This window comes from Amycolatopsis sp. NPDC045836 (genome assembly GCF_056431745.1).
Genome location: NZ_JBWKKF010000004.1, coordinates 139670 through 166337, shown reverse-complemented (window position 1 = coordinate 166337; position 26668 = coordinate 139670). Strand labels below are relative to the sequence as shown.

21 protein-coding genes are annotated in these 26668 nt (G+C 71.5%); 11 read left to right on the top strand and 10 right to left on the bottom strand.

Going from position 1 to position 26668, the window contains the following annotated elements; all coding sequences use genetic code 11:
- The first annotated feature begins 249 nt into the window (after positions 1 to 249).
- Both AC07EG_RS08170 and AC07EG_RS08165 read left to right on the top strand, forming a co-directional pair.
- Complete coding sequence (locus AC07EG_RS08170) at positions 250 to 1878, top strand: ABC-F family ATP-binding cassette domain-containing protein (RefSeq protein ID WP_478252315.1); 1629 nt, start codon at positions 250 to 252, stop codon at positions 1876 to 1878.
- Positions 1879 to 2078: 200 nt separating this feature from the next.
- The gene (locus AC07EG_RS08165; RefSeq protein ID WP_005437638.1) at positions 2079 to 2288 is read left to right on the top strand and encodes a helix-turn-helix domain-containing protein; all 210 of its coding nucleotides are present in this window, start codon (positions 2079 to 2081) and stop codon (positions 2286 to 2288) included.
- Here AC07EG_RS08165 and AC07EG_RS08160 read toward each other — a convergent pair.
- Positions 2275 to 3561: a glycosyltransferase 87 family protein gene (locus AC07EG_RS08160; RefSeq protein ID WP_478252314.1), complete on the bottom strand. Its 1287-nt coding sequence runs from the start codon at positions 3559 to 3561 to the stop codon at positions 2275 to 2277. The two genes, AC07EG_RS08165 and AC07EG_RS08160, sit on opposite strands and share 14 nt — an antisense overlap.
- A 169-nt stretch (positions 3562 to 3730) precedes the next feature.
- On the opposite strand from AC07EG_RS08160, the gene AC07EG_RS08155 reads away from it, so the two are divergent.
- The gene (locus AC07EG_RS08155) at positions 3731 to 5596 is read left to right on the top strand and encodes an ABC transporter ATP-binding protein (RefSeq protein ID WP_478252313.1); all 1866 of its coding nucleotides are present in this window, start codon (positions 3731 to 3733) and stop codon (positions 5594 to 5596) included.
- Between the two features lie 26 nt (positions 5597 to 5622).
- On the opposite strand, the gene AC07EG_RS08150 is transcribed toward AC07EG_RS08155, so the two are convergent.
- Positions 5623 to 6351, bottom strand: coding sequence for a sugar isomerase domain-containing protein (locus AC07EG_RS08150; RefSeq protein ID WP_478252312.1), 729 nt, complete (start codon positions 6349 to 6351; stop codon positions 5623 to 5625).
- Between the two features lie 89 nt (positions 6352 to 6440).
- Here AC07EG_RS08150 and AC07EG_RS08145 point away from each other — a divergent pair, with 89 nt between their 5' ends.
- The 3 genes from AC07EG_RS08145 to AC07EG_RS08135 all read left to right on the top strand — a co-directional run bounded on the left by AC07EG_RS08145 (position 6441) and on the right by AC07EG_RS08135 (position 9703).
- Positions 6441 to 7145: an alpha/beta hydrolase gene (locus tag AC07EG_RS08145; RefSeq protein WP_478252311.1), complete on the top strand. Its 705-nt coding sequence runs from the start codon at positions 6441 to 6443 to the stop codon at positions 7143 to 7145.
- Between the two features lie 14 nt (positions 7146 to 7159).
- Positions 7160 to 8404 (top strand): class I SAM-dependent methyltransferase, encoded by a 1245-nt coding sequence (locus tag AC07EG_RS08140; protein ID WP_478252310.1) that lies wholly within the window; start codon positions 7160 to 7162, stop codon positions 8402 to 8404.
- A gap of 93 nt (positions 8405 to 8497) precedes the next feature.
- Positions 8498 to 9703 (top strand): LCP family protein, encoded by a 1206-nt coding sequence (locus AC07EG_RS08135; RefSeq protein ID WP_478252309.1) that lies wholly within the window; start codon positions 8498 to 8500, stop codon positions 9701 to 9703.
- Here the strand turns inward: AC07EG_RS08135 and AC07EG_RS08130 are convergent.
- Positions 9696 to 10619: an AraC family transcriptional regulator gene (locus tag AC07EG_RS08130; RefSeq protein WP_478252308.1), complete on the bottom strand. Its 924-nt coding sequence runs from the start codon at positions 10617 to 10619 to the stop codon at positions 9696 to 9698. The genes AC07EG_RS08135 and AC07EG_RS08130 overlap by 8 nt on opposite strands.
- An 82-nt stretch (positions 10620 to 10701) precedes the next feature.
- Between AC07EG_RS08130 and AC07EG_RS08125 the strand changes: the two genes are divergently transcribed.
- Positions 10702 to 11115 (top strand): pyridoxamine 5'-phosphate oxidase family protein, encoded by a 414-nt coding sequence (locus AC07EG_RS08125; protein WP_478252307.1) that lies wholly within the window; start codon positions 10702 to 10704, stop codon positions 11113 to 11115.
- Here the strand turns inward: AC07EG_RS08125 and AC07EG_RS08120 are convergent, their stop codons facing one another.
- From AC07EG_RS08120 to AC07EG_RS08090, 7 genes are all read right to left on the bottom strand, one after another.
- Complete coding sequence (locus tag AC07EG_RS08120) at positions 11116 to 11574, bottom strand: peroxiredoxin (protein WP_478252306.1); 459 nt, start codon at positions 11572 to 11574, stop codon at positions 11116 to 11118.
- A gap of 78 nt (positions 11575 to 11652) precedes the next feature.
- On the bottom strand, positions 11653 to 13515 hold the full coding sequence (locus AC07EG_RS08115) for a diguanylate cyclase domain-containing protein (protein WP_478252305.1): 1863 nt from the start codon (positions 13513 to 13515) through the stop codon (positions 11653 to 11655).
- A 160-nt stretch (positions 13516 to 13675) separates the two neighbouring features.
- Positions 13676 to 15121 carry a cytochrome P450 gene (locus AC07EG_RS08110; RefSeq protein WP_478252304.1) on the bottom strand — a complete coding sequence of 482 codons (1446 nt, stop codon included), beginning with the start codon at positions 15119 to 15121 and terminating at the stop codon, positions 13676 to 13678.
- A 167-nt stretch (positions 15122 to 15288) separates the two neighbouring features.
- Positions 15289 to 16368 (bottom strand): ribonucleotide-diphosphate reductase subunit beta, encoded by a 1080-nt coding sequence (locus tag AC07EG_RS08105; RefSeq protein WP_478252303.1) that lies wholly within the window; start codon positions 16366 to 16368, stop codon positions 15289 to 15291.
- A 12-nt stretch (positions 16369 to 16380) separates the two neighbouring features.
- Positions 16381 to 19371 carry a ribonucleoside-diphosphate reductase subunit alpha gene (locus AC07EG_RS08100; RefSeq protein WP_478252302.1) on the bottom strand — a complete coding sequence of 997 codons (2991 nt, stop codon included), beginning with the start codon at positions 19369 to 19371 and terminating at the stop codon, positions 16381 to 16383.
- 386 nt (positions 19372 to 19757) lie between these two features.
- Positions 19758 to 20369 (bottom strand): acetoacetate decarboxylase family protein, encoded by a 612-nt coding sequence (locus tag AC07EG_RS08095; protein ID WP_478252301.1) that lies wholly within the window; start codon positions 20367 to 20369, stop codon positions 19758 to 19760.
- Positions 20366 to 21211 (bottom strand): enoyl-CoA hydratase-related protein, encoded by an 846-nt coding sequence (locus AC07EG_RS08090; RefSeq protein WP_478252300.1) that lies wholly within the window; start codon positions 21209 to 21211, stop codon positions 20366 to 20368. The genes AC07EG_RS08095 and AC07EG_RS08090 overlap by 4 nt, the downstream gene beginning before the upstream one ends.
- Positions 21212 to 21457: 246 nt before the next feature.
- Here AC07EG_RS08090 and AC07EG_RS08085 point away from each other — a divergent pair, with 246 nt between their 5' ends.
- From AC07EG_RS08085 to AC07EG_RS08070, 4 genes are read left to right on the top strand one after another with little or no spacing between them, the layout of a single operon-like run.
- Entirely contained in the window at positions 21458 to 22249 is a 792-nt protein-coding gene (locus tag AC07EG_RS08085) for a TIGR03084 family metal-binding protein (RefSeq protein WP_478252299.1), read from the top strand.
- On the top strand, positions 22246 to 23928 hold the full coding sequence (locus AC07EG_RS08080) for an acyclic terpene utilization AtuA family protein (protein WP_478252298.1): 1683 nt from the start codon (positions 22246 to 22248) through the stop codon (positions 23926 to 23928). The genes AC07EG_RS08085 and AC07EG_RS08080 overlap by 4 nt, the downstream gene beginning before the upstream one ends.
- Positions 23925 to 25073 (top strand): acyl-CoA dehydrogenase family protein, encoded by a 1149-nt coding sequence (locus tag AC07EG_RS08075; RefSeq protein WP_478252297.1) that lies wholly within the window; start codon positions 23925 to 23927, stop codon positions 25071 to 25073. Before AC07EG_RS08080 ends, AC07EG_RS08075 begins: the two co-directional genes overlap by 4 nt.
- Entirely contained in the window at positions 25070 to 26668 is a 1599-nt protein-coding gene (locus AC07EG_RS08070; RefSeq protein ID WP_478252296.1) for an acyl-CoA carboxylase subunit beta, read from the top strand. Before AC07EG_RS08075 ends, AC07EG_RS08070 begins: the two co-directional genes overlap by 4 nt.

Sequence of the window (26668 nt, the reverse complement as noted above, 5' to 3'; positions counted from 1 at the left end):
GCCCACCGAAACTCCCCCCCCCCCCTCCCCCCCCCCTCCCCCCCCCCCCCCCCCCCCCCCCCCCCCCCCCCCCCCCCCCCCCCCCCCCGGCCGGGGTGATCCAGGTCATGGCCCGGGGTAAACCGCTGGACGGGGACCGTACACTGGGGTCGTGGACATCCTCCTGGAATAGCGTGCCGCCCGCGTGAACGCACCGCGGGGCATCCGCCGCTGCCCGGAATCCACCACCTCTCACCTGGGGAGTTTCCCTTGATCACGGCCTCCGGCCTGGAGCTGCGCGCCGGCTCCCGCATCCTGCTCGCCGACACCGCGCTGCGCGTCCAGCAGGGCGACCGCATCGGCCTGGTCGGCCGCAACGGCGCCGGCAAGACCACCACGCTGAAGGTGCTCGCCGGCGAGGGCGAGCCCTACGCCGGTGAGGTCCGCCACACCGGTGAGCTCGGCTACCTGCCGCAGGACCCGCGTGAAGGCGACCTGTCGGTCACCGCCAAGGACCGCGTGCTCTCCGCGCGCGGGCTCGACGCCCTGCTGCGGGACATGGAGAAGGCCCAGTCGGCGATGTCCGAACTGGTCGACGAGAACCAACGCGACAAGGCGATCCGCCGCTACGGCAGGCTCGAGGAGCGCTTCGCCGCCCGGGGCGGGTACGCGGCCGAAAGCGAAGCCGCGCGCATCTGCGCCAACCTCGGCCTCGCCGACCGCGTGCTGGCGCAGACCCTGCGCACCCTCTCCGGTGGCCAGCGCCGCCGGGTGGAACTGGCGCGCATCCTGTTCGCCGCCTCCGAGGCCGGTGCCAGCGGCCGCTCGGACACCATCCTGCTGCTGGACGAGCCGACCAACCACCTCGACGCCGACTCGATCACCTGGCTGCGCGGCTTCCTCAAGGCCCACGACGGCGGGCTGGTGGTGATCAGCCACGACGTGGAACTGCTCGCCGAGGTGGTCAACAAGGTCTGGTTCCTCGACGCCACCCGCGGCGAGCTGGACCACTACAACATGACCTGGCAGCGCTACCTCGACGCGCGCGCCACCGACGAGAAGCGCCGCCGCCGCGAGCGCGCCAACGCCGAGAAGAAGGCGTCCGCGCTGCAGCAGCAGGCGGCCAAGCTGGGCGCCAAGGCGACCAAGGCGGTGGCCGCGAAGAACATGGCCCGCCGCGCCGAGCAGATGCTGGCCAACCTGGACGAGACCCGCCAGGCGGACAAGGTCGCGCACATCAAGTTCCCGGCGCCCGCGCCGTGCGGGCGCACCCCGCTCACCGCGGAGGGGCTGTCGAAGTCCTACGGTTCGCTGGAGATCTTCACCGGGGTGGACCTGGCCATCGACCGCGGGTCCAAAGTGGTGGTGCTCGGGCTCAACGGCGCCGGCAAGACCACCCTGCTGCGGTTGCTCGGCGGCATGGAGCGGCCGGACACCGGGGAAACCATTCCCGGGCACGGCCTGCGGCTGGGCTACTACGCCCAGGAACACGAAACCCTCGACCACGACGCGAGCGTCTGGGAGAACATCCGGCACCTCGCGCCGGACACCGGCGCGCAGGAACTGCGGAACCTGCTCGGCTCCTTCCTCTTCAGCGGTGAGCAGCTGGACCAGCCGGCGGGCACGCTCTCCGGCGGCGAGAAGACCCGCCTCGCGCTCGCCGGGCTGGTTTCCAGCGCCGCCAACGTGCTGCTGCTCGACGAGCCGACGAACAACCTGGACCCGGCCAGCCGCGCCCAGGTGCTCGAAGCGCTGCGCACCTACAGCGGCGCGGTGGTGCTGGTGACGCACGACCCCGGCGCGGTGGAGGCGCTCGAACCCGAGCGCGTGATCCTGCTGCCCGACGGCACCGAGGACCATTGGTCGGCGGACTATCTGGAACTGGTGCAACTGGCCTGAGGTACTTCGCCGCCGAAACCACCGGATCGCGTTGATCATGTGGTTAGTTGATGTTGGACAAACACTGGAATGGCCCAATGTCATAGCGGTTTCGCAGGTTTTTCGCCTGTCGTCTGGCATTCCGCGGCTCAGTGTTCGATCATTGCGGCGGCAGGGGTCGAATGTGGCCCAGAACACGCTCATGCGGAAGGCGGAGAGACGTGGCTGACCTGAAGAAGGGCGCGCGGATCACCGGTAACACGCGCGACAAGCTGGCCGCTGACCTGAAGAAGAAATACGAGAAGGGCGCGAGCATTCGCGCGCTGGCCGAGTCCACCGGACGGTCCTACGGATTCGTCCACCGGGTGCTTTCGGAATCCGGCGTGCAGCTGCGCGGGCGCGGCGGGGCCACCAGGGTCAAGAAGAAGTAACAATCCGCTCGTCCGGGGTTTCACGCGGAAAGCACAGCATCGCGCCGAACAGGGCCACCGGGTACACCAGATAGCCGAACCGGGTGGCCGGGGTGAGCAGGATCGAGGTGCCCAGCCCCACCGCGATGCGGAACATCGCGTCCGCCCCGGTGACCGGTGGCCGCCGCAGCAGCCACCAGCTCAGCGCCAGCGCCGCGGCCACCAGCAGCGCGATCGCCAGCAGGTGGCCGAGTTCGCCGGTGCTGGCGAGCAGGTAGCCGGGGAACGGGCTCGTCGCCGGTGAGCTGACCGCGCCGAGCCCGGCGGGGAACCGCACCACGTGCTCGGCGAAGGCGGCGGGGCCGGTCAGCAGCACGGGCAGGTTGACCGTGGCGCACACGCCGGTGAAGGCGAGGGTGGCGGTGCCGAGCGCGCGAGCGCCGAGGCGGGCGGCGATCAGCACCGCGACCACCACCGCGGCGGGCAGCGCGGTGAGCTTGGCGCTGACCACCAGCGCCATCACCGCGGCGGCGGCCAGCGGGCGGTCCCGCGCGGCGAGCGCGGTGCCGAGCACCACCAGGCCGATGATCGCCAGGTCGGGCCCGGCCACCGCGAAGGTCAGCGCGGTGAGCGGGAAGACCGCGGCCAGCTGCGCGGCGAGCACCGGCACGCGCGGGCGCCCGAGCAGGCGCAGGCTCGCCCACGCGCACACCGCCGCGGTGAGGGCGAAGTACAGCCGCGCGTCGGTGAACGGCCCGTGGCCGAACAACGCCCGCGGCAGGCCGAACACGGCCATCACCGGGCCGTACGGGGTGTAGTCGTTGACCTCGGGCAGGCGGCCGAGCGCGTGCACGTTCACGTACGGCGTACCGTGCTCGAGCAGGAGCGTGGCCGAGCGCTCGATCACCCACACCTCGGGCTGCGCGCTCCACGACCACGGCGTGGCCAGCCAGTCCACCCCGGTCAGCCGCCGGAAGACCAGGGTCAGCAGCGGCGCGAGCATGCCGAGCACGCCCACGCAGGCCACCCCGAGCCAGCGGCTGCGCCACCAGCCACCAGCACCGGCACCGGCACCGGCACCGCGCCGCCCGGCCGCGAGCAGCCAGGCGGTGTGGGCGAAGGCGAGCCCGTAGGCCGCGGTGGCGAAACCGCCCCAGATGCGGAAACCGTAGAACTCGTTGGTGCGGGACAGGATCAGCGCGTAGACCGCGCAGGCGGAGTAGACGGCGAGATCGACGGCCAGCGGGCGCGTGGACAACAGCCGCCGCGGGCCCTCCCAAACTTGACGGACCACGCGCTTTCGCTCACCTTCGCCCCGGAGACCTTCCTGTGGGTGCAGGTTACCGAGCCGGGCACCCGGAAATCCGCCCGATCGGGAACAAGAAGCGGAATTTCACCGTTGTCCAGGGCATATCGGGTGAAAACCTCTATGTTACTTGAGGTTCTGGGGCGGAGGACGGTCGATGGACAACACGTGGTCGCTGATGATGAGCGCGATGCGGGCCGGTGAGGCGCCGCGCGGGCTGGCCAGGGGCACGGTGAAACGCGTGGCGGTGTTCGCACGGCCGCACTGGCGGCGCCTGGCGGTCTTCGCCGGGCTGACCGTGGTCTCCGCGGTGCTGGCGGTGAGCACCCCGCTGCTGGCCGGCCGGGTGGTCGACGTGATCACCGGCGGCGGGCAGGCGTCGGTGGTGGTGTGGCTGGCGCTGGCGATCGCCGGGCTGGCCGTGCTGGACGCCGCCCTGGGCCTGGCCGAGCGGTGGCAGTCCGCGCGCATCGGGGAGGGCGTGATCTTCGACCTGCGGCGCGTGGTGTTCGAGCACGTGCAGCGCATGCCGGTGGCGTTCTTCACCCGCACGCGCACGGGCGCGCTGGTGAGCAGGCTGAACAACGACGTGATCGGCGCGCAGCGGACCTTCACCGCGACGCTGTCCGGCCTGCTGACCAACTCGATCCAGCTGGTGCTGACCCTGGTGGTGATGCTGGCGCTGTCCTGGCAGGTGACCCTGCTCGCGCTGGTGCTGCTGCCGGTCTTCGTGCTGCCCGCGCGGCGGATGGGCCGCCGGATGGCCGCGCTGCAGCGCGAAGCCTCCGGGCTGAACGCCTCGATGACCACGCAGATGACCGAGCGGTTCTCCGCGCCGGGCGCCACCCTGGTGAAGCTGTTCGGCAGGCCGCAGGCCGAGGCGCAGGAGTTCGCCGCGCGGGCCGGGCGCGTGCGGGACATCGGCGTGCGCACCGCGATGCTGACCCGCTGGTTCATGACCAGCCTGACCCTGGTCTCGGCCCTGGCCCTGGCCCTGGTCTACGGCCTCGGCGGCTGGCTGGCGCTGCACGGGCAGCTGGCCGCGGGCACGGTGGTCGCGCTGGCGCTGCTGCTGACCCGGCTCTACACCCCGCTGACCGCGCTGGCCAACGTCCGGGTGGACGTGATGACCGCGTTCGTCTCCTTCGAGCGCATCTTCGAGGTGCTCGACCTCGACCCGATGATCAAGGAGAAGCCGGAGCCGGAGGCCCTGCCTTCCGGCGCGGTCTCGGTGGAGTTCGACGACGTGCGCTTCAGCTACCCGGCGGCGGACCGGTATTCGCTCGCCTCGCTCGAGGAAGTGGCCACTGTGGACGGTCGCGGTGGTGAGGAGGTGCTGCACGGCATCAGCTTCCGCGCCGAGCCGGGGCAGATGGTGGCGCTCGTCGGTTCCTCGGGTGCGGGCAAGTCGACCATCGCTTCGCTGCTGCCCCGGTTGTACGACGTGGATTCCGGCGCGGTGCGGCTGTCCGGTGTGGACGTTCGCGACCTGAGCTTCCCGGACCTGCGCTCGGCGGTCGGCGTGGTCACCCAGGACGGTCACCTGTTCCACGACACCATCCGCGCGAACCTGCGCTACGCGCGCCCGGACGCGGCCGAGGAAGAGCTGTGGGACGCGCTGGAGCGGGCACGGCTGGCCGAGGTGATCGCCTCGCTGCCCGACGGCCTGGACACCCTCGTCGGGGAACGCGGTTACCGCCTTTCCGGCGGCGAACGGCAGCGGCTGACCATCGCGCGGCTGCTGCTGGCCCGCCCGCGGGTGCTCGTGCTCGACGAGGCCACCGCGCACCTGGACTCGTCCTCGGAAGCGGCCGTGGGGGAGGCGCTGTCGGACGCGCTGCGCGGGCGGACCGCGCTGGTCATCGCGCACCGGCTCTCCACCGTGCGCGCGGCCGACCTGATCCTGGTGGTCGAAGGCGGCCGCATCGTCGAACGCGGCACGCACCAGGAACTGCTCGCCGCCGGCGGCCGCTACGCCGAACTGCACCGCACCCAGTTCACCGGCGACCCGGCTCGCGTCTGAGCGGGCGCCGGTGAACCGGGGCGGGCTCAGCCGAGCATCGGCACCCGCGGCTGGTACCGCTCGAACAACGCGGCGTTGGCGGCGTCCCCGCCGTCGACGTTGGAGCTGCGCCACAGCGGGACCTCGACGCCCTCGGCGGCGGCCTGCTCCAGCACCGCGGTCAGCACCTGGCTCCACAGGAAGGCGTTGACCACGGTGGACAGCGGCCCGGTCACCGGGTTCTCCTCCGGGTAGCTGGCGTCACCGGGGCGGATGCCGGTGTCCAGCACGATCGTGCCCTGCTCGACCAGCGTGCTCGCCGACCGCCGCGGGGCCGCGGCGACCGAGGCCCGCGAGCTGACCGCGATCACCGGGGCACCGGCTTCGCGGGCGGCCACGGCCAGCTCCACCGGGTACGGGTTCACCCCGGAGGTGGAGAAGACCACCAGCAGGTCCTCCGGGCCGGGGGCCCTGGCCGCGAGCACCTCGGCGGCCAGCCCGGAACGCCGCTCGGCCCCGGTGCTGCGCTGCGCGCCGTGCAGCGGCAGCAGTTCCTCGTGGTAGAGCGGGTAGACGTTGGCGAGCCCGCCGGCGCGGTAGAAGGTCTCCGCCACCGCGGCCAGCGAATGCCCGGCCCCGGCGGTGAAGACCAGCGCGTCCGCCCGGATGGTGCGCACGATCAGCCGGGCGGCTTCGGTGACGGCGCCGGCGTTGTCCGCGCGCGCCCGGTCCAGCGCGGCCGCGGTGAGGTCGGCGAATGAAGTGGTGCTCACCACATCGTCCCTTCGTGGGAATGGTCGGCTACTAGGCAATTACAAGGCAACTGCGAGGGCAACCTTGCCATGATCGGAGCAGGAGGTGGGCGGTGCGGGAAGAACCCGGCAGGCAGCCCGCGGTCACCGTTCGCCGGGCCCGCGGACCAGTGCGCGCGGTGGTACTGGTGCTGCACGGCGGCGCCGAGCGCGGCCGGGCGGTGGTGCGCCCGTGGCGCCTGGCCTACCTCCGGATGGTCCCGATCGCGAAGTCGGTGCACCGGGCCACCGCCCGCCACGGCGTCGAGGTGCGGCTGCTGCGCAACCGCGTGCGCGGCTGGAACGCACCCGAGCTGGACGCGGTGCGGGACGCCCGCTGGGCGCTCGCGCGCATCCACGACGAGCACCCCGGGGTGCCGGTGGTGCTCGTCGGCCACTCGATGGGCGGACGGGTGGCGCTGCGCGTGGCCGACGACCCGGCGGTGGCCGGTGTGTGCGCGCTCGCGCCGTGGACCCCGCCCGGTGAACCGGTCTCCGGTGTGCGCGACCGGGCGGTGCTCATCGCGCACGGCACCGAGGACTCGATCACCAGCCCGGCCGACTCCCACGGCTTCGGCAGCCGGGCCGAGACCGCCGCTTCGCGGATCGCCCGGTTCGAGGTCACCGACGAGGGGCACGCGATGGTGCGCCGCGCGCCGGTGTGGACCAGGCTGGTCTGTGCTTTCACCCTGGACGCACTCGGGTTGCCGCCGGCGGACGGCATGCTGACCGACGCGTGGACCAGGCCGGCCACCCAGCGGCTGCGGATGCCGCTGTAGGCACCGGGGAGGGGATGTTCACCGTGACGGGTTCCAGGGTCGATGCGGCGGCGCCGGGCGGCGGGGCGTGGGGTGAACTGGCCACCCCGCCGCATTCCCCGTTCCGGGCGAAGATCGCCGAAGCGTTGTTCCGGCGCGCGGTCCGGCCGCTCGACGTGCGCGTGGTGCTGCCGGGCGGGCGCTGGCTCGGCGCGGGCGGCCCCGGCGCCCCGCGCCTGTACCTGCGCCGCCCGGCCGCGTTCTTCCACCGGCTCGGGGTGGACGCGAAGATCGGCTTCGGCGAGGCGTACATGGCCGGGGACTGGACCTCCGACGCGCTGGCCGAGGTGCTCACCCCGTTCGCCGAGCGCACGGCCACGCTGATCCCGCCGGTGCTGCAGCGGTTCCGGCGCTTCGTCGACCGGCGCCAGCCGCCGGAGGAGGCGAACACGGTGGCCGGTGCGCGGCAGAACATCCACCGCCACTACGACCTGTCCAACGACCTGTTCGCCACCTTCCTGGACGAAACGATGACGTATTCGTCTGCGCTGTACGGTTCACCGGGGGAGGACCTCACCACCGCCCAGCGCCGCAAGATCGACGGCGTGCTCGACTACGCCGGGGTGCGCGCGGGCAGCGAGGTGCTCGAGATCGGCACCGGCTGGGGTGAACTGTCCATCCGGGCCGCCCAGCGCGGTGCCAGGGTCACCTCGCTGACCATTTCGGCGGAACAGGCGGCGCTGGCCACCCGGCGCATCGCCGGCGCCGGGCTGGCCGACCGGGTGGACGTGCAACTGCGCGACTACCGGCAGGCCGACGGCGACTACGACGCGGTGGTCAGCGTGGAGATGATCGAGGCGGTGGGCGCGGCCTACTGGCCCGCCTTCTACGACACCATCGGCAGGCGCCTGCGCCCGCACGGCAGGCTCGGGCTGCAGGCGATCACCATGGACCACGACCGGATGCTCGCCAGCGCCTCCTCCTACACCTGGATGCACAAGTACATCTTCCCCGGCGGGCTGATCCCCTCACCCGAGTCGATCGAGACCGGGCTCGCCGAGCAGGCCGGGCTGAAGCTGCGGGCGGCCCGCGAGTTCGGCCAGGACTACGCGCGCACCCTGCGCGAGTGGCGCGAGCGGTTCACCCGGCGCTGGGCCGAGGTGTCCGGCCTCGGCTTCGACGAGGTGTTCAAGCGGATGTGGGAGTTCTACCTGGCCTACTCCGAAGCCGGGTTCCGGTCCGGGTACCTCAAGGTGCGGCAGCTGTCGTTCGGGCGGTAGGCACAACCGGACGGGGGTGTCGCACGTCCTCCTTCTCGGGTTGCGGTTCACTGGACACCGCAGGCGAATCGGACGGCAGGGATCGGTGAGTTGATGACCTACGGCGGAGACTACGGCGGGCAGGAACCCCGCCCGGCCCCCCGAGGCCCGCGGCAGCACCAGCGGGCGCAGATGCTGCCCATCCCCGGCCGGGAGCAGCCGCCGCGGCGCGAGCCGTACCCGCCGCGCCAGGAGCAGCACCGGCCACCCCAGCCGACGATGCGCGCCCCGGTGCCGCCGCGTGAGGCCGAGCCGCCGCCGCGCGGCCCGGAGCGGCCGCCGCGCCCGCCGCTGCGTGAGCGCCTGCCGCGCCGCCGTCCCCGGCGCCCCGGCAAGGTGCTGCTCAGCCTGCTGATGGTCTTCGTGGTCTTCCTCGCCGCGGTGTGGGTGTACCTGGAGTTCTCCATCAACCGGATCGACGCGCTGGCCGACTACGAGGGCCGCCCGGCCGCCGCCGAGGGCACGAACTGGCTGGTGGTCGGCTCGGACTCGCGGGCGGGGCTGGACCCGGAGGACGAGGCGCGGCTGTCCACCGGGGACACCGCCGGGCAGCGGACCGACACCATCATGGTGGCGCACATCCCGGACAACGACACCCCGCCGACGCTGCTCAGCCTGCCGCGCGACTCGCAGGTGAAGATTCCCGGCCACGGCACCAACAAGATCAACGCGGCCTTCTCCTTCGGCGGCCCGCAGCTGCTGGCCAAGACCGTGGAGGGCGCCACCGGCCTGCGCATCGACCACTACGCGGAAATCGGCTTCGGTGGTTTCGCGAACATCGTCGACGCCATCGGCGGGGTGGAGATGTGCATCGAGACCGAGATGAACGACTCGATGACCGGGGCGAAGCTGGCCGCCGGCTGCCAGGAACTCGACGGCGCGCAGGCGCTGAGCTTCGTGCGCATGCGCTACAGCAGCGCGACCCCGCGTTCGGACCTCGACCGGGTGGCCAACCAGCGCAAGTTCATCGGCGCGATGGTCTCCGAGATGGCCAGCCCCGGCACCCTGCTCAACCCGTTCTACCTGTTCCCGCTGCTGTCGGAGGCGCCGGAAGCGCTGACCATGGACTCCGGCGACCACCTGCACAACCTGGTCGGGCTGGCGTTCGCGATGCGCGGCATCTCCAGCGGCGGGGTGGTCACCACCACCGTGCCGGTCACCTCGGCGTCGGCGGAGAACTGGGACAAGAAGAAGTCCGAGCTGCTGTTCGACGCGCTGAAGAACGACAAGCCGATCCCGGACAGCGTGATCGTCAACTGACCGCGGCGCGGAATTCGCTGGGATTGACCCCGCGGACCCGTTTGAACGCCGCGCTGAAGCCGAACGGGTCGGCGTAGCCCACCCGGCGGGCGACGTCGGCGATGGTCGCGGTGTCCCGTTCGGCGAGCAGGTCCGCGGCGAGGGTCATCCGCCAGCGGGTGAGGTAGGTCAGCGGTGGTTCGCCGACCAGCTCGGTGAACCGCTTGGCCAGCGTCGACCGCGAGACCCGGGTGCGCTCGGCCAGCGCGGCGACCGTCCACGGCGCCGCCGGTTCGGCGTGCAGCAGGCGCAGCGCGTGCCCGACCACCGGGTCCCGCTGGGCGGACCACCACCCCGGGGCCCGGCTGCCGGACCGGTCGAACCAGCCGCGCAGGGTGCACACCAGCAGCCAGTCCAGCAGCCGGTCGAGCACCACCTGCTGGCCGGGGGTGTCGATGGCGACCTCGGCGGCCAGGTGGTCCAGCACGGGGTCGGCGGTGCCGTCGGCGTCCACCCGCAGCACCACGGGCAGCGCGTCGAGCAACCGGCGGCTGATCTCACCGCGCACCGGGTAGGCGCCGACGATCAGCGTCGTCGCGCCCTCCCGGGCCTCTTCATGCCAGCCGAGCCGGTGCCGGGTGCCACCCAGTTCGGGTGTCGAGCAGTGCTCACCGCACTCGACCGGTTCGGCCCGGGTGCCGACCTCGTCGACGAAGGTGAACGTCGCGGGCCCGCGCACGACGATCGTCTCGCGGGCACGCAGCGGCTCGGGCGGGCGGCCCTCCGGCACGATCCACCCCGCCCCGGTCAGCACGGTGCACAGGGTCAGCGGCGCGCCGTCGACGAAGTGCAGGGCCCACGGCGGGGTCAGGGTCGAACTGCCGAACAGCGAGCCGTGGGCCCGCACCCCGCGGATGAGGTCACTGAACACGTCCACGTGAGTCAGGTTAGACGAACGGACAGGCGATCCGGCTTCTCACCTATGGGCTCGTCCGAGCGGGCCGGGTTGAATCGGCGGCATGAGTTCACTGACGGAGCAGGACCTCGAATTCCTCCGGCGCCCCCTGCACGGCTTCCTGACCGTGGCCGGTGGGCCGGTCCCGCCGCAGCCGCGGCCGGTGTGGTTCGAGGTCACCGACGACGGCAAGATCCAGCTGTTCACGACATCGGACTCGGCGAAGGTGGCGAGCCTGCGCCGCGACCCCCGCGCGTCGCTCGTGGTCGCCGCGCCGGTGGGGGAACGCGAACGCTGGGTCTCGGTGGCCGGTCGCACCACGTTCGAGCCGGGAGAAGCGCATTTGATCCGCCGCCTGGCCGCCCGGTACTGGGACCTCGGCGACCCGGTCCGCGCCGAACAGCTCGCCGGGATCCTGGCCGACGAACACCTCCGGCTGATCATCCACCCGGAGCGGGTGCGCCGGTACTCGTTCTGATCAGGCGGTGCGCCGGGCGCGCAGCGCGGCCAGCGCGCGGTCGGCGTGCACGCCCATGCGCAGCTCGCTCTTGATCACTTCGAGCACGCGGCGGTCGGTGTCGATGACGAAGGTGTGCCGCTTGGTCAGCAGCGGCCCGAACTTGCGCCGCACGCCGAATCGGGTGGCCACCGCGCCGTCCGGGTCGGACAGCAGCGGGTAGTCGAAGCCGTGGGTGGCGGCGAACAGCTGCTGCTTGGCCACCCCGTCCGGGCTGATCCCGACCCGCTGCGCGCCCACGGCGGCGAATTCGGCGGCCAGGTCCCGGAAGTGGCAGCTCTCCGCGGTGCAGCCGGTGGTCATCGCCGCCGGGTAGAAGAACAGCACCACCGGGCCGTCGGAGAGCAGCCCGGACAGCGTGCGCGGTTCACCGCGGTCGTCGTCGAGGGTGAAGTCCGGGGCCAGGTCTCCCTGCTGCATGAAGCACTCCTCTGCCGTGCGCGTGGTCGCCGCCGATCCTCCCCGGTGCCGGGGGCTGCGCGCGCGGCGGGGCGGTGCTCACCCGGCGTGGCGGCCGATGAGCTCCTCGACGTCGGCGGTGGTGGCCGATTCGGCGATGAACGGGCCGCGCCCGGCGAGCACGCCGAGGCAGCGCAGCCGTTCGGCGTGCGCGGCGTTCTTGACGCCTTCGGCGCCGATGCGCAGCCCCATCTCCTTGGCCCGGGCGACCAGCTGGCCGAGGTGGCGGGCGGCGACCTCGTCGTCGTGCCTCGCCAGCGCGTCGACCACCTCGCCGGTGAGGATGACGTGGCGCACCGGCAGCTGGTGGGTGCGGATCAGCTCCAGGTCCGCGCTGCCGGACACGGCCAGCACCAGGTGCGCGCCGAGGTCGGCGAGCACGGCGAGGGAGTCGATCACCTCACCGTTCGGGTCGAGCACCGACGGGCCGTCCGTGCACAACCGCAGCGCGCCCGCGGGCAGGTCGTTGCGGTCGAGTTCCTCCTTGACCAGCAGCACCAGGTCCGGGTCGGTGGCCAGCCGGTACGGCAGCCGCACGCACACCTCGGGTGCGGCGCCGCCGAACTTCTCCCGCCAGCGCGCCGTCGCCGCCAGCGATTCGGTGAGCAGCCAGCGGCCGAGCGGGATCATCATGCCGGTGGTGGCGGCCAGCGGGTAGAAGTCCTCGGACTCCAGATCGCCGAACTCCGGGTGGTTCCAGCGCAGCCCGGCGTTCACCACGGCCAGCTCTTCCTGCTTGGCCAGCTTCACCGTCGGCTGGAACACCAGGGAGAACTCGCCGTTCTCCAGCGCGCCGGCGATGGTGGCGCCGAGGCGGTAGCGGTTGCGGTCCCGCGCGTCGAGTTCGGGGTCGAACAGCATCCACTGCGCCTTGCCCGCCTCCTTGGCGCGGTGCAGCGCGATCTCGGCGGCGCGCAGCAGGTCGTCGGCCGAGCCGCCGGCCGCCTTGCGCACCACGATGCCGGCGCTGGCGCTCACGCCGATGCCGAGTTCGGCGTAGTAGACCGGCTCGGTCAGCTCGTCGAGCACCTGCTGCACCAGCGCGATCACCTCGGTGGCGTTCAGCTCGCCCTGCAGCAGCACCGCGAACCCGTCACCGGAGAGCCGGGCGATGAAGGCGTTGTGCTCGGCGAAGACGGTGCCCAGCTTGCGGCCGACGGTGCGCAGCACCTGATCGCCCAGCCCGGCGCCGAGGCCGTCGTTGATCACCTTGAAGCCGTCGATGTCCAGGTACACCAGCGCGAGCTGGCCCGCCGCGTCCGCGGCCACCGCCGTGTCGAGCTTGGTGGAGAAGCTCAGCGCGTTCGGCAGCCCGGTCAGCGAGTCGTGCAGGGTCTGGTGGCGCAGCCGCTCCTGCAGCAGGTGCAGGTCGTTGACGTCCTCGACCATCAGCACCGGGAACACCGCGTCGCCGTGGTCGGCGGGCAGCTGGGACAGCGTGATGTTGACCCACAGCGGGTCGTCCTCGGCGTTGGACAGCACGAGCAGCTGGCGGTACAGGGAGAGGTCGGTGGTGGCGAGTTCGGCCAGGCCGGTGCTCAGCGTCGCGGCGCCCTTGACCGTCGAAGCCAGGCTCGGGATCGGCGTGCCGCGCAGCGTTTCCGGCGGGCGGCCGAGCATCCGGCCCAGCGCCGGGTTCGCTTCGACGACCACGCCCTCCTCGTCGGCCAGCGCGATGCCCAGCGGGGAGGCCGAATACAGCTTGGCGAACCGGCGCTTGGCGCCCTCCCGCGCGGGATCGGTGTCGGCGCGCAGCTCTTCGGCGAAGGAGAGCAAGCTTCCCTCGAGTTCCTCGCGCGGAAGCGATACTCCTTCCGTGTCGGCCAATGTGGCCGCCCACCTGCGGGCGATCTCCACCAACCCTGGCGCGTCACCAGGTCTCGGCACACTCCACCTCTTCATGTGATGCAAAGGCCAGCTCACCGCCGGTGCGGGGAGGTTTCCGCCCGCCACGGGCACGAGTCAGCCAAGAGTCATGCCACGTCATCATGCAGCAAGCAGAGTGTCTACCGGCTGAAAGGGTGATGATCGGTACTCGAACGGGTACTCTCAGTGTGACAGTTTATCGCCTGGTCAGGAGGATCGGCAGGCCGTCCGCCGGGACCGGTAGCGAAACGTAGTCCCAGCGCGCCCGGTAGTCCGCCGGGACCGACCAGCGGAACCGCCGCAGCATCTCGTGCAGCAGCGCCTTGACCTCGAACACGCCGAAGTGCAGCCCGATGCACTTGTGCGCCCCGCCGCCGAAGGGCATCCAGGCGTAGCGGTGGCTGCGGTCTTCGCGCCGCGCCTCGGAAAACCGCTCCGGGTCGAAGCGCATCGGGTCGGTCCAGCACTCGGGCGCGAAGTGGTTGACCGCCGGGGACACCCCGACCAGCGAGCCGCCCGGCACGTGGAAGCCCAGGACTTCGGTGTCGTGCAGGGTTTTGCGGACCAGCGACGGCACCGGGGCGAGCAGCCGGAGCGACTCCTTGACCACGAGTTCCAGTGTGGACAGTTGACCGAGCGCGGCGGCATCCGGTACGGCGTCACCGAGGCGCAGCGACTCCTCCCGCACGCGTTCCTGCCACTCCGGGTGCTTGGCCAGGTAGTACACCGCGGCGGCGCTGGTGATCGTGGTGGTGTCGTGCGCGGCCATCATCAGGAAGATCATGTGGTTGACCACGTCCTGGTCGGAGAAGCGCTCGCCGTCCTCGGTGGTGGCGTGGCAGAGCGCGGAGAACAGGTCCTCCCCGTCGGCGCGCCGCTTGGCGGGCAGGTTCTCGCGGAAGTACCGTTCGAGCACCCGGCGGCCGTGGAGCCCGGCGGCCCAGCGCCCGCCGGGCACCGGGACCCGCACGATCGCGGTGCCCGCGCGCACCGAGTCGACGAACGCGCGGTTGAGCCGGGCCGCGGTGGCGCCGCCGGTGCTCGGCATGTCCATGAACACCCGGCCGGCCACGTCGAGCGTCAGGCGCTTGAGCGACCAGTACAGCCGCGGGCGCGAACCCGGTGCCCAGGCGGCGATCCCGTCGCGCAGGGCCGGTCCCATCTGCCCGACGTACCCGGCGAGGCGGTCGCGGGTGAACGCGGACTGCATGATCCGGCGGTGGGCGTGGTGCTCACCGAAGTCGAGCAGCATCAGGCCGCGGTGGAAGAACTTCTCGATGAAGAAGTTCCAGCCCTGCTGGGAAAACGCCTTGTCCTTGTTGACCAGCGCGATCTGCGTGGCCTCGGGCCCGGACAGGCTGATGATCCGGCGGCCGAAGGCACCCATCCAGGAGACCGGCCCGTAGGTCTCGTGGCGGCGCAGCGCCCAGTCGACGCCGAAGCGCATGAAGTCCAGCGAATGCCCGATCAGCGGCGCCCCGTCGTCGCCGGGAATGGCCTTGAGCCCGCTGCCCGGCGGCGGGGTGGTCAGCTCGCGGACCGGCCAGCTCTGCCCGAGCAGCCGCCGGTCGACGGCACGGGGGAGCGGGATGGAGGTCAGCGGCGGGACGCGTTCGCGCAGGGCGGTGGTCACCTTGGGCACGGCCGGCTCCTCTCGGTGCTGAGAGACCTACACCGGTACACCTTGCCGCCTTGTTGGCGCCCTGACAAGAACGCGAAGGGGTGGAGTCGGCCGAACCCCGCACCCCGGAACGGGCTCGGCCACGCCACGGGTGATCCCGTGACGTGGCCGAGTTCGACGCCGGGGGATCAGTCCCAGTCGAGGGCGCCGCCGCTCTGGTACTCGATGACGCGGGTCTCGAAGAAGTTCTTCTCCTTCTTCAGGTCCATCGCCTCCGACATCCACGGGAACGGGTTCTCGTTCTCGCCGTAGATCGGGGCCAGGCCGATCTGCTGGGCGCGGCGGTCGGTGATGAAGTGCATGTACTGCTCGCACAGCTGCGCCGAGAGCCCCAGCATGCCGCGCGGCATGGTGTCGCGGGCGTAGGCGACCTCCAGCTCGCACGCCTCCACCAGCATGCCCCGCACCTCGGCCTGGAACTGTTCGGTCCACAGGTGCGGGTTCTCGATCTTGATCTGGTTGATGCAGTCGATGCCGAAGTTCAGGTGGATCGACTCGTCGCGCAGGATGTACTGGTACTGCTCGGCGATGCCGACCATCTTGTTCCGGCGGCCCAGCGACAGGATCTGCGCGAAGCCGGTGTAGAACCACATGCCCTCGAAGATCACGTAGAACGCCACCAGGTCACGCAGGAACGCCTGGTCGGCCTCCGGGGTCCCGGTCTCGAAGTCCGGGTTCTCCAGGTTCTGCGTGTACTTCAGCGCCCACGCGTCCTTGTCGGAGATCGACGGCACCTCGCGGTACATGTTGAACAGCTCGCCCTCGACCAGGCCGAGGCTTTCGCAGATGTACTGGAAGGTGTGCGTGTGCACGGCCTCCTCGAACGCCTGGCGCAGCAGGTACTGGCGGCACTCGGGATTGGTGATCTGCCGGTACACCGCGAGCACGATGTTGTTCGCCACCAGCGACTCCGCGGTGGCGAAGAAGCCCAGGTTCCGCTTGAGCATCTGCCGCTCGTCCTCGGTGAGGCCGTCCGGCGACTTCCACAGCGCGATGTCGGCCTGCATGGCGACCTCGGTCGGCATCCAGTGGTTGTTGCAGCCGGCCAGGTACTTCTCCCACGCCCAGCGGTACTTCAGCGGGAGCAGCTGGTTCACGTCGGCGCGGGCGTTGATCATGCGCTTGTCGTCCACGCTGATCCGCTCGGCGCCCCGCTCGATCTCACCGAGGCCGGTGGCGTCGGTGAGCGGGATTTCGGTGTTCGTCATGCTCGATGTTCCTTACTGGCAGGCTTCGCAGTCGGGGTCGTCGATCCGGCAGGCGGCGCCTTCGGTGGCGGCGAAGTCGACGTCGGTGACCTTGGGCAGTTCCTGGGGCTGGGCCGGCGGCACCGCCGGCACGGCCGCCGAAGCCGACGGCGACGGCGACGGCGAGGGTGCCGGGGCGGGCGAGGGTGCCGGGGCGGGCGAGGGTGCCGGGGCGGGCGAAGCGGCCGGGGCCGGGGTCGCCGAAACCGCGTTCAGCTTGCCGTCGGTGCCGCGCAGGGTGCTCTTCTCCACGTGCGTCGCGGACTGCGCCCGCAGGTAGTACGTGGTCTTGAGGCCCTTGTGCCAGGCGTAGCGGTAGAGCTCGTCGAGCTTGCGCCCGCTCGGCGCGGCGATGTAGAGGTTCAGCGACTGCGCCTGGTCGATCCACTTCTGCCGCCGCGAAGCCGCGTCGACCAGCCACTTGCTCTCCACCTCGAACGCGGTGGCGTAGAGCGCCTTGAGGTCGTCCGGCACGCGGTCGATCTGGCCGAGGCTGCCGTCGAAGTACTTCAGGTCCGAGACCATCACCTCGTCCCACAGGCCACGCTCCTTGAGCGAGCGCACCAGGTGCGGGTTGACCACGGTGAAGTCACCGGACATGTTCGACTTGACGAACAGGTTCTGGAACAGCGGCTCGATCGACTGCCCGACCCCGCAGATGTTGGAGATCGTCGCGGTCGGCGCGATCGCCATCACGTTGGAGTTGCGCATGCCGACCGTGCGCACGCGCTGGCGCAGCGGCTCCCAGTCCAGCGTGGTGGAGGTGTCGACGTCGAGCGCGTCCCCGCGGCGGGCGCTGATCAGCAGCTGCAGCGAGTCGATCGGCAGGATGCCCTTGCTCCACAGCGAGCCCTCGAAGGTCTGGTACTGCCCGCGCTCGGCGGCCAGGTCCGTCGACGCCGAGATGGCGTAGTAGCTGATGTGCTCCATGCTCCGGTCGGCGAACTCGACCGCGGCCTCGGACGACAGCGGCAGGCCCAGCTCGAACAGCGCGTCCTGGAAGCCCATCAGGCCCAGCCCGATCGGGCGGTGGCGCAGGTTGGACCGGCGGGCCTCGGGAATGGTGTAGAAGTTGATGTCGATGACGTTGTCGAGCATCCGCACCGCGGTGCGCACGGTCTTCTCGAGCCGCTGGGTGTCCAGCCCGTCCGGGCCGACGTGCTTGAGCAGGTTGACCGAGCCGAGGTTGCAGACGGCGACCTCGTCGGCGCTGGTGTTCAGGGTGATCTCGGTGCACAGGTTCGACGAGTGCACCACGCCGGTGTGCTGCTGCGGCGAGCGCAGGTTGCACGGGTCCTTGAAGGTGATCCACGGGTGCCCGGTCTCGAAGAGCATGGTCAGCATGCGGCGCCACAGGTCCACCGCGCGGACCTTGCGGAAGACCTTGATCTCCCCGCGCTCGGCGGCGGCCTCGTACTCGCGGTAGCGCTCGGCGAAGGCGTTGCCGTAGAGGTCGTGCAGGTCCGGCACCTCGTTGGGGGAGAACAGGGTCCAGCCCGCGTTCGCCTCCACCCGGCGGAGGAACTCGTCGGGCACCCAGTTCGCGGTGTTCATGTCGTGGGTGCGGCGGCGGTCGTCACCGGTGTTCTTGCGCAGGTCGAGGAACTCCTCGATGTCCACGTGCCAGGTCTCGAGGTAGGCGCAGGCCGCGCCCTTGCGCTTGCCGCCCTGGTTCACCGCGACCGCGGTGTCGTTGGCGATCTTGAGGAACGGGACCACGCCCTGCGACTGCCCGTTGGTGCCCTTGATGTGCGCGCCGAGGCCGCGGACCGGGGTCCAGTCGTTGCCCAGCCCGCCCGAGTACTTCGCCAGCAGCGCGTTGTTCTTGTACGCCTGGAAGATCGAGTCCAGGTCGTCGTCCACCGTGGTGAGGAAGCAGGAGGACAGCTGCGGGCGGGTGGTGCCGGAGTTGAACAGGGTCGGCGTCGAAGCCATGAAGTGGAACGAGGACAGCAGCTCGTAGAACTCGATGGCCCGGGCTTCCCGGTCGCTCTCGCGCACGGCCAGGCCCATCGCCACGCGCATGAAGAACGCCTGCGGCAGCTCGAACCGGGTGCCGTCGTGGTGCTGGAAGTAGCGGTCGTAGAGGGTCTGCAGGCCGAGGAAGCCGAAGTCGAGGTCGCGCTCGGGCTTGATCGCGGCGGTGATCCGGTCCAGGTCGAACGTGGCCAGCTCGCCGTCGACCAGCTCCAGCTCGATCGCGCGGCGCAGGTAGTCGCGGAAGTAACCTGGGTAGATCCCGGCCATCTCGTCCTGGCTGGCCTGGCGCGGGCGCCCGGCCAGGTAGCTCAGCGCCTCGGCCCGCAGCTTGTCGGCCAGCAGGCGGGCGCTGACGTAGGAGTAGTTCGGCTCCTGCTCGACCAGGGTGCGGGCGGCCATGATCTGGGCCAGCGCCAGCTCGTCGGCGGAGATGCCGTCGTAGAGGTTGCGCCTGGTCTCGGCCAGCACCGGCTCGCTGCTGACGTCGGAGAGCCCGGCCACGGCCTCGCCGACCACGTGCGCGACGCGGTCCCAGTCCAGCGAGCGCAGGACCCCGTCGGTGCCCTTGACGTGCACGACGTTCTCGTCGCGGGCCGGAGCGGCGGCCTCGGCGGCGGCGCGGGCCTTGGCGCGCTCGTCGCGGTAGAGCACGTAGGCGCGGGCGACCTTGTGGTGCTCGCCGCGCATCAGGATCAGCTCGACCTGGTCCTGGATCTGCTCGATGTGCAGGGAGGTCTCGGGCCCGGCGTGGCGCAGCAGCGACTGCTCGACCTGCTCGGTCAGCTCGGCGACCAGGTGGTGGAGGCGCGAGGACGCGGCGGCGTCGTCACCTTCGACGGCGAGGAACGCCTTGGTCATCGCCACCGAGATCTTGTTCGCGTCGAACGGCGACACGCTGCCGTCACGGCGGATGACGCGCACGGTGGCGGTCTGGTCCGTGACCGACGGTGTTCGCGGGTCTGTCTCGGTGATGTCCAGTGACATGCGGGGCTCCAAAAAGGCGCGTCGGGTCGCCACACCGTCTCGAAAGGCGGTGCGCTCGTGGTCGTGCAGGTCTGACCGAGTCGCCGTACCAGTGGTCTCCCGTCACTGGCGCGCTCTCGGTGCCCAGAGACTACATGTAGGGGTGCGGGCGCGCACATGCCCCAACGGGTGGCGTGTCGCGGGGTTCCGGATGCTGAACTCCGGCCTCCCCCAGGCAGGTTAGGGGGAGTCGCTCGACCGCTGCTCAGGGCGGTTTTGACCGTTGTGCAACCACCCGCCGCGCCGGGTCGCTCCGGGCGGGCGTCAGCACGCAGCGTGACGCCCCGGCACCGCGCGGTGCCGGGGCGGGACCCGGTGGAGCGGGCCGGCTCACCCGGCCCGGTGGTTCACTCGCCGAACGTGAGGCGGAAGTCGGCCAGGTGCACGCTCGGGCCGGGGCGGCGGCCGGCCAGGAAGCCGAGCGGGCCCTCCGGGTTGAGGTTCCAGTTCGCCGACGCCAGGTGCGGGCGGGCGGTCGCGCGCACCGGCGTGCACTTCAGCGCACCGGCGAGTTCCTGGGCGATGCTGAACGCGGCCGGCGGCGCGAACGGCAGCCCGGCGCGCCGGGTGAAGGCGGCGGTGGCGATCCAGCCCTGGCTCAGGCTCGCCGACGCGGTGAACGTGCGGCCGTGGGTGAAGTCGAAGCCGGCGAGGTCCTTCGGAATGCCCCACAGCCCGCGCCCACCGGCCAGGGAGACCTCGCTGTCGACCCAGATGCCGGTGATCGAGCCGGTGGCGCGGGTGCCGTTGCGGACCGCGACGGTGGCCAGCAGTTCGCGGTAGGAGAGCTGACCGGGCGGCTGGTAGTCCAGCCACGCGGTGATCACCGTCGCGCGGCCGGCCAGCACCAGCGGCTCCAGCCCGCCGGGCAGCGCGGGCAGTCCGGCCGCGGGCACCCGCCAGGTGGTGGCGTACGCCTGACCGGCCAGGTGCCAGGGTTCGGGTGGGTAGTCGGTCACTGGTCCTCCAGCCAGGGCAGGTGACCGGGCAGGTCGCCCGGCACGCGGAGCTTGAATTCCGGCGGGCGCTTCTGCAGGAACGACAGCACGCCCTCGACCGCGTCCGGATTGGCCGGCAGCCCGCCGATCAGCCGTGAATCCACCTCGTGCACCGGGAACGGTGAATCCAGGGCGGACATCCGGTAGAGCAGCTGCCGGGTCACCGCCACCGAGACCGGTGCGGTGGTCCGGATCAGTTCGCGGGCCAGTTCGCGGGCCTTGTCCAGCAGTTCTTCCGGCTCGTGCAGGCGTTGCACCAGGCCGGCCCGGTGGGCTTCCTCGGCGCCGAACACGCGTCCGCTGATCATCCAGTCCATCGCGGTGCCCAGGCCGACCAGCCGGGGCAGGAACCACGCCGACGCGCCTTCGGGGTAGATGCCGCGCCGCACGAAGACGAAGCCGAACCGGGCGTCGGTCGAAGCGAGCCGGTAGTCGGCGGAGAGCGTGATGGTCACCCCGCCGCCGATGGCCGCGCCGCGGATCGCCGCGATCACCGGCTTGTTCATCGTGAAGATCCGCTTGGAGCAGCGGCCCGCCGGTTCCTGCCAGGCCGGGTCGGGGCCCTTCTCGGCGTCGAAGTCGAAACCGCCCTGCGACAGGTCGGCGCCGACGGAGAAGTCGTCCCCGGCGCCGGTCAGCACCACCACGCGGACCCGCTCGTCGTGATCGGCCCGGTCGAAGGCGTCGCCGAGTTCGTCGGCCATGCGGATGGTGTAGCCGTTGCGGGCTCCGGGCCGGTTCAGCGTGATCGTCGCGATGCCGTCGGCGACTTCGTAGGTGATGTCGGTGTACCCGGTGGACACAGGCGCTCCTTTGCTCCGCGTGCGACGACGGTAAGCGGTCCGCAGCTTACTGGCAACATGTCAACAAGTCGGGTAAGTGAGGTCGCCCAGGCGAACGCCGAGTTCTCCGGGGCCGGGCAGGCCGTGGTGAACGCCGACGAACGGGGCGAGACCGGGGCCGCTCGCAAAACAATCATGCACGCTTGATTTTTTCTTCTCCCGGTGCCACGCTCGGCGGCACGAGCCGTTGTGCGAGGAGGTGCCGCCGTGGCGGATGTGGGCGCGATCCTGCGGGATCTCGCGGCCGAAAGCGGGGAGCTGGACGAACTGGTGGCGGCGCTGCCCCCGGCGGACTGGGCGCGGCCGACCCCGGCCGAAGGCTGGACCGTCGCACACCAGATCGCCCACCTGGCCTGGACCGACGACAAGGCGCTCATCGCCGTGCGGACCCCGGAGCGGTTCGCCGCCGAGGTGGAGAAGGCGTTCGCCTCCGGCGGCCGGGACGTCGACGAGGGCGCCGAAGCGGGAGCCGGGGCCCCGCCGGGGGAACTGCTCGCGCGCTGGCGCCGGGCCCGCGAAGAGCTCGCCCTGGCGCTGGCCGAGGTGCCCAGCGGGCAGAAGGTGCCGTGGTACGGCCCGCCGATGAGCGCGGCGTCGATGGTCACCGCCCGGCTGATGGAGACCTGGGCCCACGCGCAGGACGTCTTCGACGCGCTCGGCGTGCGGCGCGAGCCGTCGGCCCGGCTGTGGCACATCGCCCGGTTCGGCGTCCGGACCAGGGACTTCGCCTACACGATCAACTCACGCACCCCGCCGGGGGAGGAGTTCCGCGTGGAGCTGACCGCGCCGGACGGCTCGACCTGGGCGTGGGGCCCGGAGGACGCGGCGGAGCGGGTCACCGGCAGCGCGCTCGGCTTCTGCCTGGTGGTCACCCAGCGGCGGCACCCGGGCGACACCGACCTGCGGGCCGAGGGTGAGCAGGCACGCACCTGGCTCGGCCTGGCTCAGGCCTTCGCCGGGCCACCCGGGTCCGGGCGCGCGGAAGGGCAGTTCAGGTGATCCGGATCGGGAACGCCTCCGGCTTCTACGGCGACCGCTTCGCCGCGGTGCACGAGATGCTCACCGGTGGCCCGCTGGACGTGCTGACCGGCGACTACCTGGCCGAGCTGACCATGCTCATCCTCGGCCGCGACCTGCTCAAGGACCCCGATCGCGGGTACGCCAAGACGTTCCTGCGGCAGATGGCGGAAAACCTGGCGCTGGCCAGGGAACGCGGTGTGAAGGTGGTGACCAACGCGGGCGGGCTGAACCCGGCCGGGCTCGCCGCCGCGCTGCGCGAGCTGGCCGCGAAGTCCGGTGTGGACGTTTCGATCGCCCACGTCGAGGGGGACGACCTGCGGCACCGCGCCGGGGAACTCGGGTTCGGGGATCCGCTGACCGCCAACGCCTACCTCGGTGCGTGGGGCATCGTCGAATGCCTGAACGCGGGTGCCGACGTGGTGGTCACCGGGCGGGTCACCGACGCCTCGCTGGTGGTCGGCCCGGCCGCCGCGCACTTCGGCTGGGCACGCGACGACTACGACCGGCTGGCCGGTGCGGTGGCCGCCGGGCACGTGATCGAATGCGGGGCGCAGGCCACCGGCGGCAACTACGCCTTCTTCACCGAGCACGAGATCGGCCACCCCGGTTTCCCGATCGCCGAGGTCCACGCCGACGGCAGCAGCGTGATCACCAAGCACGAGGGCACCGGCGGGGTGGTCACCACCGGCACGGTCACCGCGCAGCTGCTGTACGAGATCACCGGCGCGCGCTACGCCGGTCCCGACGTGACCACCCGGTTCGACACCCTGAGCCTGACCCAGGAGGGCCCCGACCGCGTCCGGATCAGCGGGGTGACCGGCGAGCCACCGCCGCCGGCGCTGAAGGTCTGCCTCAACGCGCTCGGCGGCTTCCGCAACGAAACCACCTTCGTGCTCACCGGACTCGACATCGAGCAGAAGGCGGCGCTGGTGCGCGGGCAGCTCACCGAGGCGCTGCAGGAGAAGCCGCCGGAGCGGATGCGCTGGACGCTCGCCCGCACGGACCGGCCGGACGCCGACACCGAGCAGACCGCGAGCGCGCTGCTGCACGTGGCCGTCACCGATGCCGACCCGAAGGTGGCGGGCCGGGCGTTCAGCCAGGCGGCGATCGAGCTGGCGCTGGCCAGCTACCCCGGTTTCCACGTCACCGCACCGCCGTCGGACGCCACCCCGTACGGCGTCTACCGGGCGTCCTATGTGGATGCTGCCGAGGTGCCGCACGTGGCGGTCACCGGTGACGCCCGGATCGACGTGGCTCCCGCGGCCGAGACGCGGGAACTGGCCGACGTCCCCGACCCGGCATTGCCGCAACCGCTGCCCGGCGAGCCTTCCCGGTGGGCTCCGCTGGGCACCGTGCTCGGTGCGCGCAGCGGGGACAAGGGCGGTGACGCGAACGTCGGGGTCTGGGCCACCACCGACGAGGGCTGGCGCTGGCTCGCGCACACGCTGACCGTGGCCGAATTCCAGCGGCTGCTGCCGGAGACCGCGAAACTGCCGGTGCGCCGCCATATGCTGCCCAACCTGCGAGCGGTCAACTTCGTGGTGACCGGCATCCTCGGCCAGGGGGTCGCTTCGCAGGCCAGGTTCGATCCACAGGCCAAGGCGCTCGGCGAGTGGCTGCGCGGCCGGTACGCCGAGATCCCGGAGGTGTTGTCGTGAGCGATCCGTTCGCCACACCGGAGCGCAACGCGCTGCGAGAAACGGTGCGCGGCTTCATGAAGGCCGAAGTGCTGCCCCATCTCGACGATTGGGAGCGCGACGGCGAGCTGCCGCGTGAGCTGCACCGCAAAGCGGGTGCGCTGGGGCTGCTCGGGGTCGCCTTCGAGGAGAAGGCCGGTGGTGGTGGCGGGGATTTCCTCGACGCCATGACCGTCGCCGAGGAAATCCACTACGCCGGTGGTTCGGGCGGGCTGGTCGCCTCGTTGTTCACCTGCGGCATCGCGGTGCCGCACCTCGCCGCCGCCGGGGACGAGGCGCAGCTGGCGAAGTGGGTGCGGCCCACCCTGGCCGGCGAGCTGATCGGCGCGCTCGCGGTCACCGAGCCGGACGGCGGGTCCGACGTGGCCGGCATCCGCACCACCGCGCGCCGGGACGGTGGGCACTACATCGTCAACGGGGCCAAGACGTTCATCACCTCCGGGTGCCGCGCCGACTTCGTCACCACGGTCGTGCGCACCGGCGGGGAGGGCGCGCACGGGCTGTCCCTGCTGGTGGTCGAACGCGGCACGCCGGGGTTCACCGTCGGCCGCAAGCTGGCCAAGATGGGCTGGCACTGCTCGGACACCGCCGAACTGTCCTATGTGGATGCACGCGTGCCGGTGGCGAACCTGGTGGGGCCGGAGAACTCCGGGTTCGCGCAGGTGGCCACCCAGTTCGTCGCCGAGCGGCTGTCGCTGGCCGTGCAGGGTTACGCGCACGCGCAGCGGGCGCTGGAGCTGACCCTGGACTGGTGCCGGCTGCGGGAGACCTTCGGCCGCCCGCTGATCTCACGGCAGCTGGTCCAGCACAAGCTGGCCGAGATGGCGCGCAGGATCGACGTGGCCAGGACCTACACCCGGCACGTCGGGGTGCGGCACGTCGCCGGGGAAGAGGTGATCGCCGAAGCCTGCTTCGCCAAGAACACCGCCGTCGAAACCGCCGAGTGGGTGGTCAACGAAGCCGTGCAGCTGCACGGCGGCCTCGGCTACCTGAGCGGGACCGAGGTCGAGCGCCACTACCGCGACGTCCGCATCCTCGGCATCGGCGGTGGCACCAACGAAATCCTCGCCGGGCTGGCCGCGAAACGATTGGGATACACCGCATGACCACACTGAGGTCCACAGTGGACAAGCGGGGCGCGGACTTCGCCGCGAACCGCGAAGCCATGCTGGCCAAGCTCGCCGAACTCGAAGCCGAGCAGGCCAAGGCCGTGGCCGGGGGCGGGCAGAAGTACGTCGAGCGCCACCGCAAGCGCGGCAAGCTGCTGGCCAGGGAACGGATCGAGCTGCTGCTCGACGAGGACTCGGCGTTCCTGGAGCTGTCGCCGCTGGCCGCCTGGGGGTCGGACTACCAGGTCGGCGCCAGCGTGGTCACCGGCATCGGCGTGGTCGAGGGCGTGGAGTGCCTGGTCTGCGCCAGCGATCCCACGGTCAAGGGCGGCGCGAGCAATCCGTGGACGGCCAAGAAGACCTACCGCGCCGCCGACATCGCCGCGCAGAACCGGCTGCCCACGATCAACCTGGTCGAATCCGGCGGCGCGGACCTGCCGGCGCAGAAGGAGATCTTCATCCCCGGCGGGCGGATCTTCCGCGACCTGACCCGGTCCTCGGCGGCCGGGGTGCCCACCGTGGCGCTGGTCTTCGGCAACTCCACCGCCGGCGGGGCCTACCTGCCCGGCATGTCCGACCACGTGGTGATGGTCAAGGAACGCGCCAAGGTCTTCCTCGGCGGGCCCCCGCTGGTGAAGATGGCCACCGGCGAGGAGTCCGACGACGAATCGCTCGGCGGCGCCGAGATGCACGCGCGCACCTCGGGGCTGGCCGACTACCTGGCCGAGGACGAGCCGGACGCGATCCGGATCGGGCGGCGCATCGTGCGCCGGCTCAACTGGCGCAAGCAGGGCCCGCCGCCGGAACCGGACTACGCCGAGCCGGTGCACGACCCCGAGGACCTGCTCGGCATCGTGCCCGCCGACCTGAAGGTGCCGTTCGACCCGCGCGAGGTGATCGCCAGGGTGGTCGACGGCTCGGACTTCGACGAGTTCAAACCGCTCTACGGCTCGAGCCTGGTCACCGGCTGGGCGGGCGTGCACGGGTACCCGGTGGGCATCCTGGCCAACGCGCGCGGGGTGCTGTTCTCCGAGGAGTCGCAGAAGGCCGCGCAGTTCATCCAGCTGGCCAACCAGCGCGACACCCCGCTGCTGTTCCTGCACAACACCACCGGGTACATGGTGGGCAAGGAGTACGAGCAGGGCGGCATCATCAAGCACGGCGCGATGATGATCAACGCGGTGTCGAACTCGCGCGTGCCGCACCTGTCGGTGCTGATGGGCGCTTCCTACGGCGCCGGGCACTACGGCATGTGCGGACGGGCCTACGACCCGCGCTTCCTGTTCGCCTGGCCGAGCGCGAAGTCCGCGGTGATGGGCCCGGCGCAGCTGGCCGGGGTGCTCTCCATCGTGGCGCGCCAGGCCGCGGCGAGCCGGGGCCAGGAGTACAACGAGGAGCACGACGCCGCCATGCGCGCCATGGTGGAGGGGCAGATCGAGGCGGAGTCGCTGCCGATGTTCCTCTCCGGCATGCTCTACGACGACGGCATCATCGATCCACGGGACACCCGCACGGTGCTCGGGCTCAGCCTGTCGGCGATCCACAATGGACCGATCAGCGGCGCCGGTGGCTTCGGCGTCTTCCGGATGTGA

Coding starts and splice junctions, on each gene's coding strand:
- AC07EG_RS08155 (WP_478252313.1), top strand. CDS start 3,731: ATGGACAACACGTGGTCGCTGATGATGAGCGCGATGCGGGCCGGTGAG.
- AC07EG_RS08140 (WP_478252310.1), top strand. CDS start 7,160: ATGTTCACCGTGACGGGTTCCAGGGTCGATGCGGCGGCGCCGGGCGGC.
- AC07EG_RS08135 (WP_478252309.1), top strand. CDS start 8,498: ATGACCTACGGCGGAGACTACGGCGGGCAGGAACCCCGCCCGGCCCCC.
- AC07EG_RS08125 (WP_478252307.1), top strand. CDS start 10,702: ATGAGTTCACTGACGGAGCAGGACCTCGAATTCCTCCGGCGCCCCCTG.
- AC07EG_RS08120 (WP_478252306.1), bottom strand. CDS start 11,574: ATGCAGCAGGGAGACCTGGCCCCGGACTTCACCCTCGACGACGACCGC.
- AC07EG_RS08115 (WP_478252305.1), bottom strand. CDS start 13,515: ATGAAGAGGTGGAGTGTGCCGAGACCTGGTGACGCGCCAGGGTTGGTG.
- AC07EG_RS08105 (WP_478252303.1), bottom strand. CDS start 16,368: ATGACGAACACCGAAATCCCGCTCACCGACGCCACCGGCCTCGGTGAG.
- AC07EG_RS08100 (WP_478252302.1), bottom strand. CDS start 19,371: ATGTCACTGGACATCACCGAGACAGACCCGCGAACACCGTCGGTCACG.
- AC07EG_RS08070 (WP_478252296.1), top strand. CDS start 25,070: ATGACCACACTGAGGTCCACAGTGGACAAGCGGGGCGCGGACTTCGCC.